16 protein-coding genes are annotated in these 20,895 nt (G+C 61.3%); 5 read left to right on the top strand and 11 right to left on the bottom strand.

From position 1 onward, the window contains the following. Positions 1–55: 55 nt before the first annotated feature. From serS to GTP46_RS14510, 3 genes are all read right to left on the bottom strand, one after another. Positions 56–1,345 (bottom strand): serine--tRNA ligase, encoded by a 1,290-nt coding sequence (serS, locus tag GTP46_RS14520; protein WP_161007348.1) that lies wholly within the window; start codon positions 1,343–1,345, stop codon positions 56–58. Positions 1,346–1,437: 92 nt separating this feature from the next. Continuing rightward, entirely contained in the window at positions 1,438–1,638 is a 201-nt protein-coding gene (locus GTP46_RS14515) for a hypothetical protein (protein ID WP_161007347.1), read from the bottom strand. Between the two features lie 128 nt (positions 1,639–1,766). Beyond that, a complete protein-coding gene (locus GTP46_RS14510) occupies positions 1,767–3,209 on the bottom strand; it encodes an aminotransferase-like domain-containing protein (protein ID WP_161007346.1) in 1,443 nt (480 codons plus the stop codon). Positions 3,210–3,375: 166 nt separating this feature from the next. On the opposite strand from GTP46_RS14510, the gene GTP46_RS14505 reads away from it, so the two are divergent. Further along, complete coding sequence (locus GTP46_RS14505) at positions 3,376–3,675, top strand: DUF2917 domain-containing protein (protein WP_161007345.1); 300 nt, start codon at positions 3,376–3,378, stop codon at positions 3,673–3,675. A gap of 66 nt (positions 3,676–3,741) precedes the next feature. Next, positions 3,742–4,161 (top strand): hypothetical protein, encoded by a 420-nt coding sequence (locus GTP46_RS14500; protein ID WP_161007344.1) that lies wholly within the window; start codon positions 3,742–3,744, stop codon positions 4,159–4,161. On the opposite strand, the gene GTP46_RS14495 is transcribed toward GTP46_RS14500, so the two are convergent. The 4 genes from GTP46_RS14495 to GTP46_RS14480 all read right to left on the bottom strand — a co-directional run bounded on the left by GTP46_RS14495 (position 4,162) and on the right by GTP46_RS14480 (position 9,523). Continuing rightward, entirely contained in the window at positions 4,162–4,998 is an 837-nt protein-coding gene (locus GTP46_RS14495; protein ID WP_161007343.1) for an alpha/beta fold hydrolase, read from the bottom strand. A 58-nt stretch (positions 4,999–5,056) separates the two neighbouring features. Next, complete coding sequence (locus tag GTP46_RS14490; RefSeq protein ID WP_161007342.1) at positions 5,057–6,361, bottom strand: replication-associated recombination protein A; 1,305 nt, start codon at positions 6,359–6,361, stop codon at positions 5,057–5,059. 104 nt (positions 6,362–6,465) lie between these two features. Beyond that, on the bottom strand, positions 6,466–7,098 hold the full coding sequence (gene lolA, locus GTP46_RS14485; protein ID WP_161007341.1) for an outer membrane lipoprotein chaperone LolA: 633 nt from the start codon (positions 7,096–7,098) through the stop codon (positions 6,466–6,468). Positions 7,099–7,111: 13 nt separating this feature from the next. After that, positions 7,112–9,523, bottom strand: coding sequence for a DNA translocase FtsK (locus GTP46_RS14480; protein ID WP_161007340.1), 2,412 nt, complete (start codon positions 9,521–9,523; stop codon positions 7,112–7,114). 213 nt (positions 9,524–9,736) lie between these two features. Between GTP46_RS14480 and trxB the strand changes: the two genes are divergently transcribed. Genes trxB through GTP46_RS14465 form a run of 3 tightly spaced genes read left to right on the top strand, consistent with a single transcriptional unit; the run spans position 9,737 to position 12,041 of the window. Beyond that, the gene (trxB, locus tag GTP46_RS14475) at positions 9,737–10,690 is read left to right on the top strand and encodes a thioredoxin-disulfide reductase (protein WP_161007339.1); all 954 of its coding nucleotides are present in this window, start codon (positions 9,737–9,739) and stop codon (positions 10,688–10,690) included. 5 nt (positions 10,691–10,695) lie between these two features. Beyond that, complete coding sequence (locus tag GTP46_RS14470; RefSeq protein WP_161007338.1) at positions 10,696–11,358, top strand: Smr/MutS family protein; 663 nt, start codon at positions 10,696–10,698, stop codon at positions 11,356–11,358. Between the two features lie 50 nt (positions 11,359–11,408). Next, positions 11,409–12,041, top strand: coding sequence for a trimeric intracellular cation channel family protein (locus GTP46_RS14465; RefSeq protein ID WP_161007337.1), 633 nt, complete (start codon positions 11,409–11,411; stop codon positions 12,039–12,041). 9 nt (positions 12,042–12,050) lie between these two features. On the opposite strand, the gene GTP46_RS14460 is transcribed toward GTP46_RS14465, so the two are convergent. From GTP46_RS14460 to GTP46_RS14445, 4 genes are all read right to left on the bottom strand, one after another. Then, positions 12,051–15,110 carry a TonB-dependent receptor gene (locus GTP46_RS14460; protein ID WP_161007336.1) on the bottom strand — a complete coding sequence of 1,020 codons (3,060 nt, stop codon included), beginning with the start codon at positions 15,108–15,110 and terminating at the stop codon, positions 12,051–12,053. Between the two features lie 67 nt (positions 15,111–15,177). Beyond that, a complete protein-coding gene (locus GTP46_RS14455; RefSeq protein WP_161007335.1) occupies positions 15,178–16,737 on the bottom strand; it encodes a tryptophan halogenase family protein in 1,560 nt (519 codons plus the stop codon). 279 nt (positions 16,738–17,016) lie between these two features. Next, positions 17,017–18,432 (bottom strand): sulfatase family protein, encoded by a 1,416-nt coding sequence (locus GTP46_RS14450; RefSeq protein ID WP_161007334.1) that lies wholly within the window; start codon positions 18,430–18,432, stop codon positions 17,017–17,019. A 16-nt stretch (positions 18,433–18,448) separates the two neighbouring features. After that, positions 18,449–20,830: a TonB-dependent receptor gene (locus GTP46_RS14445; protein ID WP_161007333.1), complete on the bottom strand. Its 2,382-nt coding sequence runs from the start codon at positions 20,828–20,830 to the stop codon at positions 18,449–18,451. Positions 20,831–20,895: the final 65 nt, after the last annotated feature.

The raw sequence follows: 20,895 nt of genomic DNA, 5'->3' as shown, positions 1-20,895 counted from the left end.
GCTGCTGCGAGAAGGCAAGATTATAGCAGGTGCTTGAGAAAATGGAAGGGCAAATTTACGCTTTCAACGAAGTTTGTCCGCCCATGTACGGACGCAGCACTTCCGGGATCTCTACCGAGCCATCTGCCTGCTGGTAATTTTCCAACACAGCGACCAGCGTACGGCCCACGGCCAGGCCCGAACCGTTTAGAGTGTGCAGCAGTTCCGGCTTGCCTTGGGCATTGCGGAAGCGTGCCTGCATGCGGCGCGCCTGGAACGCTTCGCAGTTCGACAGCGAGGAAATTTCACGGTAGGTGTTCTGCGCCGGCAGCCACACTTCCAGGTCATAGGTCTTAGTAGCGCCAAAGCCCATATCGCCGGTGCACAGCGACATCACGCGGTATGGCAGGCCCAGGCGCTTCAGGATGGTCTCGGCGTGGCCAACCATTTCTTCCAGCGCAGCGTACGAGTGATCCGGATGCACCACTTGCACCATCTCGACTTTGTCGAACTGGTGCTGGCGGATCATGCCGCGGGTGTCGCGGCCGTAGCTACCCGCTTCCGAACGGAAGCATGGCGTGTGAGCAGTCATTTTCAGCGGCAGCGCTTCAGCCGCCACGATGTCGTCGCGCACGATGTTGGTCAGCGAGACTTCCGAGGTCGGGATCAGGTAGAAGGTTTCGCCCTCGCCTTCCGCACCGCCTTTTTTCACCGAGAACAGGTCGGCTTCAAATTTCGGCAACTGGCCGGTGCCGCGCAGCGAATCGGCGTTGACCATGTAGGGGGTGTAGCACTCGGTGTAGCCGTGCTCGTCGGTGTGGGTGTTCAGCATGAACTGCGCCAGTGCGCGGTGCAGACGGGCGATGCCGCCTTTCATCACCGAGAAGCGCGAGCCGGTCAGCTTGGTCGCAGTGTCGAAGTCCAGGCCCAACGGGGCGCCAACGTCGACGTGGTCCTTGATCTCGAAATCGAAAGTACGGGGCGTGCCGACTTTACGCACTTCCACGTTGCCGGTTTCATCGCTGCCAACCGGAACCGACTCGTGCGGCAGGTTCGGGATCGTTTGCACGAAGTCGCTGATCTTGGCCTGCAACTCGCTCAGTTTCACTTCGTTGGCCTTGAGCTCGTCACCCAGGCCGGCCACTTCTGCCATCACGGCGGTGGTGTCTTCGCCCTTGCCCTTCATCATGCCGATCAGCTTGGACTGCGAGTTGCGTTTGCCTTGCAGTTCTTCGGTGCGGATCTGGATCGCTTTACGCTCCAACTCGAGGGCGTTAAACGCGTCCACGTCGAGCTTGAACTTGCGGGCCGCCAGGCGTTCGGCGACGGTGGCGATGTCTTTACGGAGAAGTTGGATATCAATCATGGGAACAAGGTGCCGTTTGTATCGAAAACGTCAATTGTACCAAGATGAAGCCACTTCCTCGCGAGTTTTGCGCAGCCCGCCGGCTGCCGCCATTACAGGGCGGCTTTTTCAGCGGCGGTCAGGCGTTTGGCGCTGACGGTGACGGTAGGCATATCGGCCTTGGCGACCATGGCCACTTTGGCGACTGGGGCAACGATGTCGGCGCGGTCATCAGCGGCGGTAGCGAAGGTGGTGGCGCCGGCGATGATGGTGGCGGCCAGGAAGATGATTTCCATGTTTTTAGCGATGTTCATGATGTACTCCTTCAGGTGGTTAGTCAGTAAGTGCTGCGGTATGGTTGTACTGTACCTAAAGGCGTTCTGGCTTGCGATGGGGATGCGACGAAGCGCCAAAATCGGCGCCTGAAATGCAAAAGGAAGGATCAAGCTGCGCTGCGCAGCACACCAGGGCGGTCAGCTTCGCGGTGCACCAGCTCCCCCAGCGTGGCGATGGCGGCCTCCACCCGTGGGCTCCAGGCATTGCCGCAATTGAGGCGCAGGTAGTTGCTGTATTTACCAGAGGCAGAGAACAGCTGGCCCGGCATGAAAGCCACGCCTTGCGCAATGGCGCGCTCGTGCAAGGCCAGCGCATCGACCTGCCCCGGCAAGCTGACCCACACCACAAACCCGCCCTGCGGCTCGGACACCGTGCACTGCTGTGGGAAGGCGGCGCAAATCGCATCCGACATGCGGGCGATGCGCTGCGACAGCGCGCGCCGCATCTTGCGCAGCTGGTTTCCGTAGGCGCTGCCGGTGAGGAAGTCGGCCAGCACGGCCTGGAAGAAATGGCTGGTGGCGCCGCTCGACACCATTTTCAGCACCGCCACCTCTTGCGCATAGCGCCCGGCCAGCACGTAGCCGACCCGCGCGCCAGGGCTCACCGCTTTGGAGAACGACGAGCACAGCATCACATTGCCGCTGGCATCGTAGGCTTTGACGGGCCATGGCCGCTCCGGCGTAAAGCACAGGTCGCCGTACACATCGTCTTCGATTAGCGGGACATTGTGCTTGCCCACCAGCGCCGCCAAGCGCTGCTTGTTCGCTTCCGGCATGATGCAGCCGAGCGGGTTGTTGGCATTGGGGATCAACAGCACCGCTTGCACCAGGCTGGCATTCAGCGCCAATTCCAGCGCGTCGATCGAAGGCCCGGTTTTCGGATGGGTGGGAATTTCCAGCGCCTTCATGCCCAGCGATTCAATCAGCTGCAGCAGCACGAAATAGGTGGCCGATTCAATCGCAATCGTGTCGCCCGGCTTGGCAACGGCGCGCAGGCACAGGCTGATGGCCTCGGTGCACGAGCCGGTGACCACGATTTCGTTGGGGTCTACATGCCCCCAGTCGATCGCACGGCGCACGATCTGGCGGGCGAATTCGGGATAGTTGGTCTCGTAGCAGCTCACCGCGCTCAGCAGCGTTGCATCGCGGCGAGCCACTGCCGCCACCGTTTTTTGCATGCGCTTCATCGGCAGCATTTCGCCCAGCGGCCACGACGAGCCCATTTGCACCAGCGCCGTGTCTTCATTGGCCTTCAGCACCCGCATCAGCAAGTTCTGGATGCCGACGAAAGCCGGCTCCTGCAACTGCGGCGCATCGTTCATTACCGCCATCATGCGCGGACGGTGACGCACGTAGTAGCCAGCTTGCGGACGCGCTTCCACCAAACCGCGATCCTCCATCAGCCGCAGCGCCTGCAGCACGGTACTGACCGATAGCCGTTTCTGCTGCGCCAGGTGGCGGATCGACGGCAGGCGGTCGCCCGGCGCGAACACGCGGTTAGCGATCAGTCCACCCAGTTCATTTGCCAGTTGTTCGTAGAGATTGCTCATCGCCCGATTGTGCGCCCTGCCCGCACGGCTACGACAGGTACAGCACCGTAAAATTTTGACCATCACAGTTTAGCCAAGCAGCCGCTGTGATGGTAACAATTTCGTTTTGCTGCATCTGTTATGGTCCCGGCCTGGCCCGTATTCTGGTAGCCACAGGAGGATAGCCATGAAACCGGAACTCATCTCAGTGCAGCAAGGCCAGGCCGAATACCGGCTGACGCAAAACCATCCGCTACGGCTCGCCTACGCGGCCGGCCAGTACATTGAATGCCTGGACGGCACGGCGTGGATCACCGCCTACGACCAGGAAACCGACTTCGTGCTGAGGCGCGGTCAATCCTTCGAGGTGCCCAATGATGGCCTGATGCTGATCGAGGCGGTTGGCGCCAGTTCAGTCCGAGTTCGCCTGCCTTCACGCCCTGCCAGCCGCTGGTCGCGCGCTGTAGGATTTCTCCTACGCAACTAATCGTGCGCCACAAACTCCTTGAAATTTGTACGATGCGATCAACAGTACAGCCTTCAAGGAGAAGCCATGAACATCAATACTTTGAAAATTGCAGCTGCAGGCGCCGCGCTGGCGATGGCCACCGGCTGCTCGACCATGGGCGGCTCGTCGTGGAAAAACAATGAACCGCCGCCGCCAGCCAATCCTAACTTCGCGGTTGAGATGAACAAGTTCAACGCCCAGTTCCCGAACGACAAGGCGACCAAGTACGAGGATCTCTCGCTCAACTACAACAATGCAAAGAAACTGGATGAACGCGGCAACTGCCACGATCTGGCGCAGCATCCGGTAGTGATCGTGCTGACGCTGGACGCAGCTGGCAAGGTCACCCGCACCACCACCGACGTCGACAGCAAGAAAGCGGAATGCTTCCGCCAGGCCTACGCTTCGGCGCAGTTGCCGCCGCCACCGTTTGCGCCGTACCAGAAGCCGATCCGCCTGCGTTAATTAAGCGGCGTCTTCTTCCTCTGAACTTTCGTCATCATTTTGTGCTGGTTTCTCCAGCCATTTGATGACGATGTCGTTGAAGCGCTCGGGCGCGCGCAGCATCGGCCAGTGGTCGGTTTCCATCGCCACCACCTTGCAGCCTTCCTTGGCGGCCAACGCCTCAGTCCACTGCGGCGAATGGAACATGAACGGCTTGCGTGTGCCGTAGATGTACAGCATCGGCACTTTCGGCACGAACGGCACCAGCGAGTTGTATGAACCGCCAGCGCCGGCGGTGAGGATGTAGTACGGGTAATTCATGCCCGAGGTGATGAACTCGCGCGGCGACGGCGCGCCCAGTACGCGGGCCATGGTCTTGGTCATCATATTGCCGACCGGGCCGCCCATTGCCCACGCCAGCGCCAGCGTGCTCTGGTATCCACCCACCATCATTTTCTGGCCGACCGAGCGCGAGCGGCCAGTCGCTTTCGATTGCGCATCGCCGATGTCGACACCAACGATAGCCGACACCAGTGTCTTGTTCCGCATATAAAACTCGTAGCCGAACACACAGCCCCAGTCGTGCAGCATCAGAATGACTTTCTGCTTCTGGCTAACGGTGTTCACGATGTGCAACAGCACGCGGATCATGGCGTTCAGCGTGTACGAGCGGCGCGGCTTTGCCAGATCGAAGCCCGGTAAGGTGAAGCGCACACAGCGATAGCGGCTCTTCAACTCGGCTACCTGAGCATCCCACACGCGATAGGTATCCGGCCAGCCATGAATCATGACGATGGTCTCGGTGCCCTCACCTTCAATAAAAATGTCGACACCGTCGACCACCTTCGCTGGCTGCATGCTCTTCCTCTAAAGCGGCAAAGTCATTCGTGAATGTTCTATCTTACAACATCCCGCTTTACTTTTTGCCGGCGTCCTCGTCCAGCTTGCGCAGGAAGGCCATTTTGTCGGCGATCTTGGTTTCCAAGCCGCGCGGGACTGGCTGGTACCAGCCCGGCTCGCGCATGTCGTCCGGGAAGTAGGTTTCGCCGGCGGCGTAGGCGTGGGGCTCGTCGTGGGCGTAGCGGTATTCGTGGCCGTAGCCCAGTTCTTTCATCAGCTTGGTCGGGGCGTTGCGCAGGTGGACTGGCACTTCGCGCGATTTGTCTTTACGGACAAAGGCCATTGCTTCGTTGAAGGCGTTATAGCCGGCGTTGCTCTTGGCGGCAATCGCCAAGTAGATCACCGCCTGCCCCAAGGCCAGCTCGCCTTCCGGTGAACCGAGGCGTTCGAAGGTGTTGGCAGCGTCGTTGGCGATTTGCATGGCGCGCGGGTCGGCCAGGCCGATGTCCTCCCACGCCATGCGCACGATACGGCGCGACAGGTAGCGCGCGTCGGCGCCACCGTCCAGCATGCGGCACAGCCAGTACAGCGCTGCGTCCGGATTCGAGCCGCGCACTGATTTGTGCAGGGCCGAGATCTGGTCGTAGAAGTTGTCGCCGCCCTTGTCGAAGCGGCGCGCGTTCAGGGTCAGCGCATTCTGGATGAACTCGGCAGTAATCTTGTTGGTCTTGGCCGCGTTGGCAGCGGTGCCGGTGACTTCCAGCAGGTTCAGCAAGCGGCGGCCATCGCCGTCGGCGTAGCCGATCAGGGTGTCGATGGCGGCTTCTTCAAACTCCAGCTGGGTCAGCACTTTCTCGCGGGCGCGGTCGACCATCTGGCGCAGCTCGGCCTCATCAAACGACTTCAGCACGTAGACCTGCGAGCGCGACAACAGTGCCGAATTCACTTCAAACGAAGGGTTCTCGGTGGTGGCGCCAATCAGCGTCACCAGGCCGGACTCGGCGTACGGCAGCAATGCATCCTGCTGCGACTTGTTGAAACGGTGGATCTCGTCCACGAACAAGATGGTGTGCTTGCCCATGTCGAGGTTGTGCTGCGCCTGCTCCATCGCGGCGCGGATATCTTTCACGCCGGAGAACACGGCCGACAAGGCAATGAACTCGCAGTCGTAAGCCTTGGCCGTCAAGCGCGCCAGGGTGGTCTTGCCGGTACCCGGCGGGCCCCACAAGATCATCGAATGCGGCTGGCCCGACTCAAACGCCAGGCGCAAGGGCTTGCCCGACCCCAGCAGGTGGCGCTGGCCGATGACTTCATCCAGCGTCTTGGGCCGCAGGGCTTCAGCCAGCGGCTGGCGCGGTTCAGTGGAAAATAGATCTGCCATGTTATTGGATAGAGCCCGTCATTCCCGCGCAGGCGGGAATCCATGCTGTGCTTGCCGGCCTGCGCTCTATGGATTCCCGCCTGCGCGGGAATGACGCAGGGGGGTCAATTATTGAATACGTCCGCGCCCTTCGGCATGACAAATTTAAAACTCGCCGCATTCAGCGCCGGATTTTTTTCAATGCCTTTAAACGTCAGCACTGACGACTGGCCAAAACTATCCTTCAACTCCATCAGCACCGGCAAGCCATCGCGCAGGCCGATGATGATTTGTTCGAACGAGGTGTCCTTGGCCTTAGGCACCGCCTTCAGCAATTCGACGCCATCCTTGGCGCCAGCTTCGCTCAGCGTAAAATTCTTTTCCAGGTCATTGCTGCCAAACAGGATGGCCGCAGGGGACGAGCCCAGCGCATCGCCCAGCTTCTTCACCGTGACTTGATTCAAGTCCTTGTCGTAGATGTAGAGCTTGTCACCATCGGCCTGCAGCACCTGCTCGTACGGCTTGGCATAAGACCAGATGAATTTGCCCGGACGGGCAAACACAAAGGTGCCGCTCGCCGGCGTCGACACTTTCGGCGTGTCACCGGTGCTGCTTTTCACCTGGCGCTGGACGAATTCGCCCTTGGCTGCCTTGGTGGTCGAGACGAAGCTCTTGAACTGTTCCAGCGCGCTGGCGTGGGCGCCGCCTGCCAGCAGCAGGCCGGCAGCCAGCGCCGCGATTGCTTTAAAACGAGTCATACGGTTTATCCTTTTATTCTGCACTGGCAGCCGGCACGAGAATGTCGCGGTTGCCGTTCGATTGCATGGCGGAGACCACGCCGCTATTTTCCATCTGTTCCAGCAGACGTGCCGCGCGGTTGTAGCCGATGCGTAGATGGCGCTGCACCAGCGAGATCGAAGCGCGGCGATTTTTCAGCACCACTTGCACCGCCTGATCGTACATCGGATCGGCTTCGCCGCCGCCCTCGCCCGCAGGCGCACCGTCAGCACCACCGCCCTCGCCTTCCAGCGTGCCGCCTTCGAGGATGCCCTCGATGTAGTCCGGCTCGCCGGTTGATTTCAGATGTTTCACCACGCGGTGTACCTCGTCATCGGACACGAAGGCGCCGTGCACGCGCACTGGCAGGCCGGTACCGGGCGGCATATACAGCATGTCACCCATGCCGAGCAAGGTCTCCGCGCCCATCTGGTCCAGAATGGTACGGGAGTCGATCTTGGACGAGACCTGGAACGCAATCCGGGTCGGGATGTTGGCCTTGATCAGGCCGGTAATCACGTCGACCGATGGGCGCTGGGTTGCCAGAATCAAGTGCAGGCCAGCGGCACGGGCTTTCTGCGCGATACGGGCGATCAGCTCTTCCACCTTCTTACCGACCACCATCATCAGGTCGGCCAGTTCGTCGATGATGATGACAATGGTCGGCAGTTTTTCCAGCGGCTCCGGCGAATCCGGCGTCAGGCTGAACGGATTCGGAATATGCTCTTCGCGCTTCTTGGCGTCGGCAATCTTGGCGTTGTAGCCGGCCAGGTTACGCACGCCCAGCTTGGACATCAGCTTGTAGCGGCGCTCCATTTCGTTCACCGCCCAGTTCAGCGCGTGGCCGGCCTGGCGCATATCAGTCACCACCGGCGCCAGCAGGTGCGGGATGCCTTCGTACACCGACATCTCCAGCATCTTCGGATCGATCAGGATCATGCGCACATCTTTAGGATCGGACTTGTACAGCAGCGACAGGATGGTGGCGTTAATCCCCACCGACTTACCGGAACCCGTCGTACCCGCCACCAGCAAGTGCGGCATCTTGGCCAGATCGGCCACTACCGGCTTGCCAGCGATGTCCTTGCCCAGCGCTACCGTCAGCGGCGAGGCATTGTCGTTGTAGACCTTGGAGCCGACGATCTCGCTCAGGCGCACGATCTGGCGTTTCTGATTCGGCAGTTCCAGCGCCATGTAATTTTTGCCGGGAATGGTCTCAACCACGCGGATCGAGGTCAGCGACAGCGAGCGCGCCAGGTCGCGCGCCAGATTCACAATCTGGCTGCCCTTGACGCCGGTGGCCGGCTCAATCTCGTAACGGGTAACAACCGGGCCTGGATAGGCCGCCACCACCTTGGCCTCCACGCCAAAGTCGGACAGCTTTTTCTCAATCAGGCGGCTGGTGAATTCCAGCGTTTCGATGGACACGGTTTCCAGCACCTCGGCCGCCTCATCCAGCAGCGACAGCGCCGGCAGTGCCTCGTCGCCACTGGCGCGCGGCAAATCGGTGAACAGGCTGGCCTGACGCTCCTTCTCGACACGCTCGGACTTGACCACCGTCGTCACCTGCGGCTCGACCTTGATCACCGGCGCAGCTACTGGATGCTTCTCCACGTGCTTGGCGCGCTCGTGCACCACGACTTCCTCGCGCTTGACGGCAGCCACTTCGCCTTGGCGGCGGTCTTCACGGTACTGGTAGCGCTGCACGAACCAGTCGATGGCGCTCTCGATGCCGCCGCCGATGCGCTCGGCCACCGCCATCCACGACACATGGAAGAACAGGCTGAAGCCCAGTCCAAACAGCAGCAACAGCAGCAAAGTCGCGCCGGTGAAACCAAACGCCACGTGGGACGAATGGCCGATCATCTGGCCCAGCACACCGCCGGACACCAGCGGCAGCTGGGCATGGCCGGTCAGCGTGCGCAAGCGCAGGAATTCAAGGCCGACGCTGCCAATAAACAGCAGCACGAAACCTATCGCGCGGATCAGGCCTTCCTGCTCATGCTCTGGATCGGGTTCGTTCGACAGCACGTATTTTTGCGTCAGGCCCTTGTAGCCCTTCCACACAAAGCGCATCACGCAAAACGCCCACCACCAGGCGGACAGGCCAAAAATATACAGCAGCAGGTCCGACAGCCAGGCGCCGGTGCGGCCGCCCAGGTTGTGGATCAGCTGAACCTTGGCCTCGTGCGACCAGCCCGGATCTGCCTTGTCATAAGTCGCCAGGATCAGTACGAAATACACGCCGAGCACGGCCAGCGCCAGCCACCGCGCCTCCGACAGCAGCCGCACCAGCCGGTTTGGCAGGGGCTGGCGCTCGGTCGGGGTGCGGGTGTAGCCGGACGCGGCGGAAGCGCTGGCCGCAGTGGATCGCGGCGTGCGCTCCTGAACTTTTTTACTGCTCATAGGTATAAAGGCATTGCAATGTTAGCGGTCAGGAAATGTTCCTATAGCGGTATTCTAAGGCATAAGGGCAACATCCGGCCCCACGATTCGTCCTGATTCCCTGCTTGCACTATAATCTTGTATTGCTTGCGTGATTGCAATAGCGACACACCTTGTCGCGCTTGCTCGCGCCCCCACATTCGGATTAATCCAACATTACACAGAAATACTGCCATGACGACTCCTAAACACGCCCGCGTATTGATCCTCGGCTCCGGTCCTGCCGGCTACAGCGCCGCCATCTACGCCGCCCGCGCCAACCTGAAGCCGATGCTGGTGACCGGCGTCGAACAAGGCGGCCAGCTGATGACCACCACCGACGTGGAAAACTGGCCAGCCGACCCGATGGGCGTGCAAGGCCCGGACCTGATGCAGCGTTTCCTGCAGCACGCCGAGCGCTTCAACACCGAGATCGTGTTTGACCACATCCACACCGTCAAACTGCAGGAAAAACCGATCCGACTGATCGGCGACAGCCACGAATACACCTGCGACACCCTGATCATCGCCACCGGCGCCTCGGCTCAGTACTTGGGCCTGCCGTCGGAAACCGCCTTCATGGGCAAAGGCGTGTCGGCTTGCGCCACCTGCGACGGCTTCTTCTACCGTGGCCAGCAAGTGGCCGTGGTCGGCGGTGGCAACACCGCGGTTGAAGAGGCGCTGTACCTGTCCAACATCGCCACCAAAGTAACCCTGATCCACCGCCGCGACAAGTTCCGCGCCGAAGCCATTCTGATCGACCGCCTGAACGCCAAAGTCGCCGAAGGCAAGATCGAGATCAAATACAACCACACCCTGCACGAAGTGGTGGGCGACGACGGCGGTGTGACCGGCGTGAAAATCCAGTCGACCGACACCGGCGCGATCACTGATGTGACCGTACACGGCCTGTTCGTGGCGATCGGCCACAAGCCAAACACCGGCATCTTCGAAGGCCAGCTGGAGATGCACAACGGCTACATCAAAACCAAGACCGGCACCGAAGGCATGGCCACCGCCACCAGCGTACCGGGCGTGTTTGCCGCCGGCGATGTGCAGGATCACATCTACCGTCAAGCGATCACCAGCGCCGGCACCGGCTGCATGGCTGCGCTGGATGCCCAGCGCTACCTGGAAGGTCAGGAGTAATTGCAATGAAAGACTTCGCAGACCTGAAATCCCTGGGCAAGCAGCTCAAGGAGCAGGCTGAGACGCGCGCCGTCGCCGAGGCGGAGCGCGTCAAACAGGAAAAAAAGCAGGTAGTGGAAGCCAATATCTTCCAGACCGCACTGGGCGGCGTGAAGCGCATGCCGGTGTCGGACCGCTACGTGCCGCAGAGCGTGCCGAAATCGGTCGCAACCGAGGCTGGGCCCAAGCGCAAGCTGACGCAGGCCGAGGACGATGCGGCCGTGCTGCGCGAGTCGCTGTCCGACCTGTTTGAAGTCGACCATTACCTGGAAGATGATCCGGCGCTGAACTACTCGGCGCCGGGCGTCGGCCCGGACGTTATGAAAAAAATGCGCAAAGGCCATTGGCCGGTGCAGGATGAACTGGACCTGCACGGCATGAACCGCGACCAGGCGCGCGATGCGCTGGGCGCCTTTCTGACCAAATCACAACAGCGCAACCACCGCTGCGTGTGCGTGATCCACGGCCGTGGCTTCGGCTCGCGTGGCCAGGAACCGGTGCTGAAAACGATGGTCCACAGCTGGCTGGTGCAAAAAGGCGTGGTCGCCTTCTGCCAGGCCCGCAACAACGAAGGCGGCGAAGGCGCCCTCATCGTTTTACTGAGAGCCGCGCTCCAGCCTTCGCGCTGACAAGTTCTTGTGTTAACCTACTGGCATTGCAACCTTGTCCATATGCCTAGATGAAGCACGTACCGGTACACGTCTCCCTGATCACCGTCATTGAAATCGTGGCGATATTGGTAGGCGCGCTATCGGGCTTCGTGGAAGCGCGCCGCAAGCGCATGGACATTGTGGGCGTGTTCACGGTAGCGTTCATTGCCGCATTCGGCGGCGGTACGCTGCGCGACATCCTGCTCGACCGGCGACCGCTGTTCTGGGTCATGCACCAGGAATACGCGATCCTGATCTTCGTGCTGGCCCTGCTCGCCACGCCGCTGATGCGCACCGTCAAGCAAATCATTTCCGAACGGGTGATTGTCGTGGCCGACGCCGTCGGCCTCGGCCTGTTTGCCGTGGCCGGCGTGGCGCAGGCACAAGCCGCGCACATGCCGGTGTTCATCGCCTCCATGATGGGCGTGATCACCGGTATCTTCGGCGGCGTGCTGCGTGACATCGTCTGCAATGAAGTACCGATGGTCTTCCGTGATGGCAAACCCTACGCCATCTGCGCCTTCTTCGGCGCCTGGCTTTACATCGGCCTACAATACACCGACATCTCAGACGACACGGCGCTGTGGACCAGCGCCGCCTTCATTACCATCCTGCGGCTGGTGACCTGGAAGTTCGAACTGCACCTCCGAAGCCACCATTAAACCACTACCTTAGAACGCGTAGGTTGCCAGCAGCGTGTAGCGCGGACCGCTCATGAACACCTGGCGGGTGAACTCACCCGAGTGCTGTTGCATGATCTGGCGCGTGTACGAGTTGGTCAGGTTGGTGCCTTCCAGGCCGACACGGAACTTGTCCGTGAAGTCATAGAAGATCGACGCGTCCACCTGGCCATACGCCGCCTGGTACAACGGCAGGCCGAATGCCTGGTCGTTGTTGGTGGTCGGGATCAGGAAACGATCCGCACCGGATGCCGGATTGGTGTTCAGGCCGTTGTTGCCACGGCTGCCCCACTGGTTCACACCCAGCAGGTAACGCGAACGCCAGTTGTAGGCCACCCGCATCGACAGGCCGTGCTGCTCATACATCAGCGCCAGGTTGACGGTGTTGCGCGACAGGCCCTGCAGCGGGGTCTTGCCGAACGCGCGACCATCGGTATCGCAACCGTTGATGCTGAGGTTGAAGTTGGACGAGGCATCGTTACCCGAGCACCATGCTTCAAATACCGGCTTGGTCAGCGTGCGCTCGCTCTGCACGTAGGTCCAGCTGGCCTGGCTGCCGATGCCGCGCAGCCAGTCAGGTACGAAGTCGTAGTACTGCTGGTGGGCGATCTCGAAACCGCGGGCATAGCCCTTGGCGCCGTTGACCGGGCCAGTCACCACGAAGGTCTGGTCCTTGCCGGTGACATCCTTCGCCTTGTATGCATAGTTCTGCGTAATGATGATGTCCTTCAGGTCCTTGTTGAACACAGCCAGGGTCAGCGAACCGGCCTTGGCGAAGTACCACTCGGCGGTCAGGTCGACGTTGGTCGAGGTGGTCGGCCGCAGCATCGGATTACCGTCGCTGGTACCGGTCAGGCTGGTGCCGTCAAAGCGAACTCCGGTCGTGGCGCCCGACGCGTCCTTGGTGACGGTCTGCAAATGCTGCGCGCTCAGCGTGGTCTGCACCTGCAGCTGGTTGAAGTCCGGACGCGACATGCCTTTACCCAGCGCAAAACGGAACTGCAGCTTGTCGCTGGCTTTCATGCGCAGGTTCAGGCTCGGCAGCCAATTGTCGTAGGAATTGCTGTACGACTGCGCTTCGGCAAAACTGGCGATGTTGATCAGCTTGTCCTGGCCAGTGGCGTTGGCGCCGACAGGAATGGTCGGTGTGGTTGGCGCCGTGAACGAGACATAGCCGCTACCGGAACCATTGGTCCGCACATAACGCAGGCCAAGGCTACCGTCGATCGGGAACTTGAGGTCATCCCAGCCGAAGCGCAGTTGCCCATAGGCCGCGTTGGTGCGCTCTTTCTGCGTGTTGGTAGCGGCAGGATCGTCGAAGGTGGCGGCCTTCCACTTGTCGCAGGTGCCCCAGCCCTGGGCCGCTGCCTGCTCGGCGCACAGAACGTCGTGATAAGCGTGGATCTTGCTCCATTCCTGAGGGAAGCCGCGCACCGTCGCCTCGTCGGCGAACAGCATCGCCGGCAGCGTGTATTTGCCGCCGAAGAAGTTGTCGATGGTCTGCAGCGAAGAGCCGCCGGCAAAGCGCGGATCGTTCAGGCGGGCCACGTGCGGAATTTGCCAGCCTTCCATCCACGGGAAGGTAATCGCCTGCCAGTTGTAGAACTTCTGGGCCTTGTTGTTGACGCCTTCGCGATCAGTGGTGCGGAAGCCAAAGCGGACGTCGCGCAGTACCGGATCGTCGAACGAGTACTTGAAGTCGGACTTCCATGCCTTCTGGGTGGCCTCGGCGTGGTCCAGCGCTTCCTGGGTGTAGGCCCAGTAGTAGTTTTTCGGATCGGCCATGTAAGCCGCCGAACCCAGAGTGATCTGCGGCACCCGGCCGGTCATGTCCATGGTCTGGTTCGGCAGGATGAAGCCAGTCGACACGTCGGCGTCGAAGCCTTCGGTGGTCGAGCGCACGTGCTGGAAATCGTTGGTCCAGGTCAGGGCCGGCGAGACGCGCCATTGGACATTCAGCGAGATATCGCGGGTGCCAGATTCACGGGTGTTGATACGCTGCGAGCTGTTGAACGGCGAACCGCCATACGTCGGATTCGAGATGGTGCCACTCTGGAAGGCGCCGTTTTTGTCGAACACCGCGTTGGAGCTGGCCACCTGCTGGTACCACTTGTCTTCCGACGAGGATACGACGTGCTCGTCCAGGTCTTCCTTGTAGCGGGTCTTGAAGTAGGTCAGCCCGGCCGTCAGGTCCTTGTTCGGGCGCCACTGGAAGGCAGCGTAGTCGCCACGGCGGGTACGCTCGAAATCTTGCGAGCGGTAGCCCACGCCCAGTGGTATCCATTGGGTCTTGGACGGATCGTACTTGGCCGGGTCGGTCGAGTTCACGTGCGGGAAATACGGATCGACGCCGACGCCGTCCGAGCGGCTCGGGCTTTCTGCGTGAGCGATATCGATCAGGGCGCCGAATTCGCCCAGCCCGGTGTTCCAGCGGTTCGACAGCAGCAGCGTGCCGGTCGGCGAAGGCTTGCCCTTGCGCAGGGTGGAATACGATTCCGAGAAGCCCAGCGAGCCCTTGAAGCCCTTGTAGTCGAACGGCATCGCCGTGCGCAGGTTGACCAGGCCGGCCACCGCGCCCTCGATCTGTTCTGCCGAAGGATTTTTGTAGACGTCAACGCCCGACATCAGCTCCGGCGCCACGTCGGCAAAGCCGAGCGAGCGGCCACCACCGGCCGAGAACGCATCGCGGCCGTTGACTTCCGAACGCACATAGGTCAGGCCACGCACCGACACCCCGGAGCCCTCGACCGACTGGCGGTTCGGATCGCCCGCCATATTGCGGTCGATGGTGATACCGGCGATACGCTGCAGCACCTCGGTGACCGAACGGTCTGGCAGCTTGCCGATGTCTTCGGCGACGATCGAGTCGACCACCTCGTCCGCATCCTGCTTGAGTTTCTGTGCCGATTGCAGTGCGGCGCGCTGGCCGCTCACCACCACCACATTGCCGGTACTGGCACTATCTGCCGTTTGCGCCCATGCCGGGCTGGCGTGCAGTACGACTGCTTGTGCGACCGCAGCGGCGATTGCTGTTTTCTGTAACTTGTTCAATTGTCTCTCTCCCCTTGTATAGGTGTTTTTTAAGTCGTCAGGCTGTTGTCGGTAATCGTAGAAAAGTTCATGCCTCCATCAGTTTTTGAATTCGATTCGCTGCGGCCGCCTGGCCAGCGACGTAGGCGCCGTGATCCGGCATGCGTTTCACGGTTTGTGCAATCATGTCGCGCAGCTCGGCGAAGTGGCCGTGCACCGCGCGGATGTCGAAGCGGTCGGCCAGCGGGTCATAGCGCTTCGGCGTCACGCCCAGGCCCATCATCATGGCCACGAACGAGGGTTCGGCGAAGCCGCCGCGATCGACGATCGCCACGCGCCCGGTCTCGCGGAACAGCTCGATCTGGTGGCGCAGCGAATCCGGAATCGCCATGTTGGCGCAGTAGCGCCAGAATTCGGAATCGTCACGCGTGGTCAGCTTGTAGTGCAGCGTGATGAAGTCGCGCACCGATTCGTAGCGGATGCCCATGGTGCGGTTGAATTCGTCAGCCAGCGCCGGATTGCAGTCACGGTCAGGGAACAGTTCCAGCAGCTTGCCCACCGCCGTTTCGATCAGGTTGATGCTGGTCGACTCCAGTGGTTCAATGAAGCCGGCCGACAGGCCAATCGCCACCACATTCTTGTCCCAGGACTTGCGGCGGCGTCCGGTGACGAAACGGATCTGGCGCGGCTCATCCAGCGCTTCGCCGTCGAGGCCGTCAAGCAGCACGCGGCGCGCCTGCTCGTCGGTGGTGAAGCCATTGCTGTACACGTGGCCATTGCCGATGCGGTGCTGCAGCGGGATGCGCCACAGCCAGCCGGCTTCCTTGGCGGTGGAGCGGGTGAACGGCGTCAGCTGCGGAGCCGAGGCGCACGGCACCGCCTGCGCGCTGTTGCACGGCAGGTAGTGGCTCCAGTCCTCGTAGCCGGCCTTCAGCGTGCCTTCGATCAGCAGGCCACGGAAGCCCGAGCAGTCGATGAACAAATCGCCCTCAACGCGGCGGCCGTCGCGCAGCTTCACAGCGGTGACAAAGCCGCTCTCCGGATGCTGCTCGACCTCAACGATCATGCCCTCGATGCGCACCGCACCGCGTTCCACGGCGTAGTCGCGCAGATACTTGGCGTACAGGCTGGCGTCGAAGTGGAAGCCGTAGGAGTAGGCGTCGGTCAGGCCAGGCTTTTCCTCACTCGGCGGCACGAACTTGTTATAGCGCGCCATCATCGACGCCAAAGACCAGTTCTCGATCGCCGGCATATTGTTGAAGGTCTGCGCCAGTCGCAGCCAGTGCTGGTGCGCGCCGAAACCAGCCAGCGGCGGGCCGAAGTCGCCGAACTGGTGGAAGAAGCGATTGCCGATGTGGCCCCAGTCCTTGAATTCGATTCCCAGCTTGAAGCTGGCCTGGGTCTTGGCGATAAAGTCGGCGCCATCCAGGCCCAAGGCCTGGTTGTAGACGCGGATCGTCGGCAGGGTCGCTTCGCCGACACCGATGGTGCCGATCTCGGGCGATTCCACCAGCGTCACTTCGCAAGGGACGTCGGGGTGGTTGGCCAGGCGCTGGGCCAGTGGCGCCGCCGTCATCCAGCCGGCCGTACCGCCACCGACGATGACGATCCGGCGGATCGCGCCGCCTTGGGTGTCATTGCTATTCATCTGGTTTCCTCAGAATGGACGAGCTATGACAACGTTTTCATTTTTGGGCGAAAAAGAGCCGAGTTTGGGCGCAGCCAACGCAATGGCCGTTTCTTGTGGCGTTCTCAATTGTATGTCTCCCATGTTTTTATATATCCGGCAACTTAGTGCCAGTAACTGAACGCTAACATTAATACGAACGCCGAACAAATGAATGTTTCGCATATGTCGCTGTTTAACCTCAGTTACTAAACTCCATCAACAAAAGAAAATCCCCGCCGAAGCGGGGATGACTGAACGTTAGTCGGGGATCCGTCCTCCCGGCGGAATGCCGTATCGATCTGCCTGCACATTACCGCTGACGCCATGTGTGCGCACATCGGCAGTAATTGGCAGCATTTCCTTGTCCCAGATTTCCCACTGGGCTTTCAGTTTAGTGAACACTTCGGGGTGGCGCTTGGCCAAATTGGCGCGCTCACGCTGATCCTTGACGACGTCGAACAGGAACTCGTTGCCGCCAATGCGCAGGTATTTCCAGTTGCCGGAGCGGATAGCGCGCTGGGCGTTGGCCTTGTAGCGCCACAGCAGCGTGCGCTCGTTGTTGGCTGCCTGCCCGGTCAGCACGGGCAGCAGGTTCTGGCCATCGGTCGGGTACTGCGGATCAGGCGCACCGCCGGCCGCTGCCAGCAGTGTCGGCAGCCAGTCCATGCTGATTGCCACTTGCTCGCTCACCTGCCCGGCTTTCACCTTGGCCGGCCAGCGCAGAATGGCCGGCACGCGGATGCCGCCTTCCAGCAGTTCGGTTTTCTGTCCAGTGAGCGGCCAGGTTTTCGAGAAGCGCTCGCCACCGTTATCGCTGGTGAAGATGACGATGGTGTTGTCCGCCAGTCCTTTGGTTTCCAGCGCCTTCAGCACGCGGCCGATCGAGGCGTCCAGCGATTCCACCATGCGGCCGTAGGTGGCCAGGTCGCCCCCGTCGTAGTGGAAAATGTTGTCGATGTCGCGCGAGATGGCTTCATCCCCCGGACCTTCCCATGGCCAATGCGGCGCGGTGTAGTGCAGCGACAGCAGGAAGGGCTTGCCGGCTTGCTGCTTGTTGACGAAGTCGACCGCGCGCGCACCCAGCAAATCGGTGTAATAGCCGATCTGGTGCACCGGCACTTCGCCTTCGTACAAGTCTTCCTTCACCAACGGGCCGACGCCCGGCTTGTGAGTGAAGTAGTCGATGGCGCCGCCGTAGTTGCCAAAGAAGCTGTCGTAGCCGCTTTTCAGCGGACCGAAAGTGGGCAGGTAGCCGAGGTGCCACTTGCCAATCAGCGCCGTGCCGTAGCCCTGCTTCTTCAGCAGCGACGGCAAAGTCGGATGCGACGGCGGCAGGCCGATGGTATCGGACGCACCAGCTATCGGCTCCTCCAGCCCGCCACGCAAGCGATACTGGTAGCGGCCGGTGATCAGCGCAAACCGCGTAGCCGAGCACACTGCCGAATTGGCGTAGGCCTGCGTGAAACGCACGCCTTGCGCCGCCAGCTTGTCGAGGTTGGGCGTCTTGTAATCGGTCTGGCCGTAGACGCCGAGGTCGGCGTGGCCCATGTCATCGGCCAGGATGAAAATGATATTCGGCTGTTCCTTCCCGGCCGCCAGCGCGGTCGGCAAGTAGTTGGCCAGCGCCAGCGCAGGAAGCGACTGAAGAATGCGGCGGCGGGTGTTATTCGTCATGTTGCGTGTCTCCGTTTTAGAAATCTGCCTTGGCGGTCAGGCCCAGGGTGCGCGGCGTGCCGATCACGGCGTTGTAGGCGCCGAAGCTGCTGTTCCACAAGCTGGTGTAGTACAGCTTGTCAAATGCATTCTTGGCCCACAGCGATACGTCCCACTTGGCGCCACCGGCCTTGAAGCGCGCGCCGGCCGACAAGTTGGTCAATGCGTACGCTGGAATCTTGGCATATTTCGACGCATCCAGCGTGCCGAAGACTTCGGTACGGTAGGAGGTGTTGGCGTTGAAGTAGCCTTCCACGCCATCGGCCACGGCATGCGCGAACTGCGCGTTCAGGCTGCTGGTCCAGCGTGGCGCATTCACCAGCGCGGCGCGGCCCGACAGGTTGCACGAGGTGGTGGCGATTTCAGGCGGGCACGGCGCATTGGTGTACTTCAGGTATTTGACGTCGTTGAAAGCACCGTTGGCGCCCAGCGTAAAGCCGCGCGCGACCAGGAAGGTGGTTTCCAGTTCCGCACCACGGCTGCGCACATCGCCGGCGTTGGTGATGTACTGCGACTGGGTGGCCGCATCAAACGCATTGTTCTGGTAGCCGCGCACGATGTTGGCGAACAGGCTGGCGTTGACTTGCGCGCGGCGTTCCCAGAAGTTGCTCTTGATGCCCAGCTCGGCGTTGTTGGCCTTCTCGTTGTTGATCTTCAGCGAGGAGATGCCGGCTGCGCCCGGTACAGTCAGGTTGATGCCGCCGGATTTTTCGCCGTGCGACAGCGTGGCGAAGCCCAGCACGTCGGTATCGAATTTGTAGGCCAGGGTCAGCAGGCCGGACGGGCTCAGGTTATTGAGCGCGATGTCGCCGGAATTGAAGGCGCCGTAGCGGGCGTTACGCGATGCCAGTGCGGCGCCAGTAACGTCCGCGCCGCCAGTTGGTGCGTAGCGGATTTCGTAGGCGCGCTTGTCTTCATAGGTGGCGCGCAGGCCAGCAGTCAGGTCCCACTTTGGATCGATGTGCCAGATCGACTGGCCGAACAAGGCGTAGCTGTTGACGCGCAGGTGGCCGTCGGCAAAGCTGGTCAGGTTGGCCCAGGCGCCATTCGGCGTGCCATTGAATTTGTCGGTCAGCGGACCATTGTAGCTGAAGTTGGTGTTGTCGAGGTTCTGGTAGTAGTAATACGCGCCGACCACCGATTCTACTTCGCGGCCTTGCGGCGTGGCCAGGCGCAGCTCTTGCGTAAACTGGCGGTGACGGGCCAGCGCGCCGATGTTAAGGATGATGGGTACGTCGAGGCCGTCGTCATTGCGCGGCGTGAAGTTCCAGAAACGGAAAGCACTGATCGAGGTGAATTTGTAGTCGTTGTCGAGCTTCCAGTTGACCTCGGTCGACAGGCCGCCCTGATGCACGCTGACGTGTGAACCGCTATCGAGGTTCACTTGATACGCGCCCGGATTGTAGATCGGATGCGCGCCCACCGCAGCGGCTTGGGTCAGCCATTTGCCGCTCGGGCCGACGCTGTACAGCACCATGGTGCCGTTGTTGGAATCTTCCTCGTTGTAGTCAGCAATCACGCGGGCGCTGAGCTTGTCGCTTGGTTCCCACAGCAGCTGGGCGCGCACGCCCTGGCGGTCGCCGCCCTGCACGTCCTTGCCGGTGTAGACGTTCTTGATGTAGCCGCCCTCATGGGTTTTGTAGAGCGACAGGCGGCCGGCCAGCGTGTCCGAGAACGCGCCCGAAATGCTGGCCTTGCCCTGCCCGTACTTGTCCTGCCCGGCCGATACCGAGGCCGAGTTCTCGCTGCGGAAAGTCGGCTGCTTGGTGGTGATGTTCAGCACGCCGGCAGTGGTGTTCTTGCCGAACAGCGTGCCTTGCGGACCGCGCAGCAGTTCCAGCTGCTGCACATCCAGCGCGTCGAACGCGGCCATGCCGGGACGGGCCAGGTAGACGTTATCGAGGTACAGGCCAACGCTGCCCTCCAGGCCGTCGCTGGCGGTGTTGTTGCCGAGGCCGCGCACAGCAAAGCTCAGCTGGCGGGCATGCACGAAATTGACCGTGGTGCTGGGCAGCAGCTGCTGCAAATCCTGCACGCGGTAGACGCGGTTGTTTTCCAGCGTCTTGTCGTCCAGCACGCTCATGGTGGTGGGCACGCTTTGCGAGGTCTCGTTGCGGCGGCGGGTGGAGACGGTGACACTGGCAATGACTTGCGACACGTCGGCCGCCACCGCTGCCGAGCCCGCGCCCTCTTGCGCCGCTTCGGCGGCTTCGACAGCGGCGGCACTGGCCGAAACGGCAGTGTCCGAAATTGCCGCCACGGCCAGCGCGGCGGCGTTTTGTGCTTGCGCCGATGGCGCGACAGCCAAGGCGATGCCATAAGCCGCAGCGATGGCGACGGCGAGTTTTTTCTGTTGCATGATTAGTCCGAAAAAAAGTGTAGGAGATCCCGCACGCCGGCTTGGAGGCCGGCGCGTGTTTATAG

It is taken from the genome of Duganella flavida (genome assembly GCF_009857445.1).
Lineage (GTDB): Bacteria > Pseudomonadota > Gammaproteobacteria > Burkholderiales > Burkholderiaceae_D > Rugamonas > Rugamonas flavida.
This window is presented reverse-complemented; position numbering and strand designations above follow the sequence as displayed.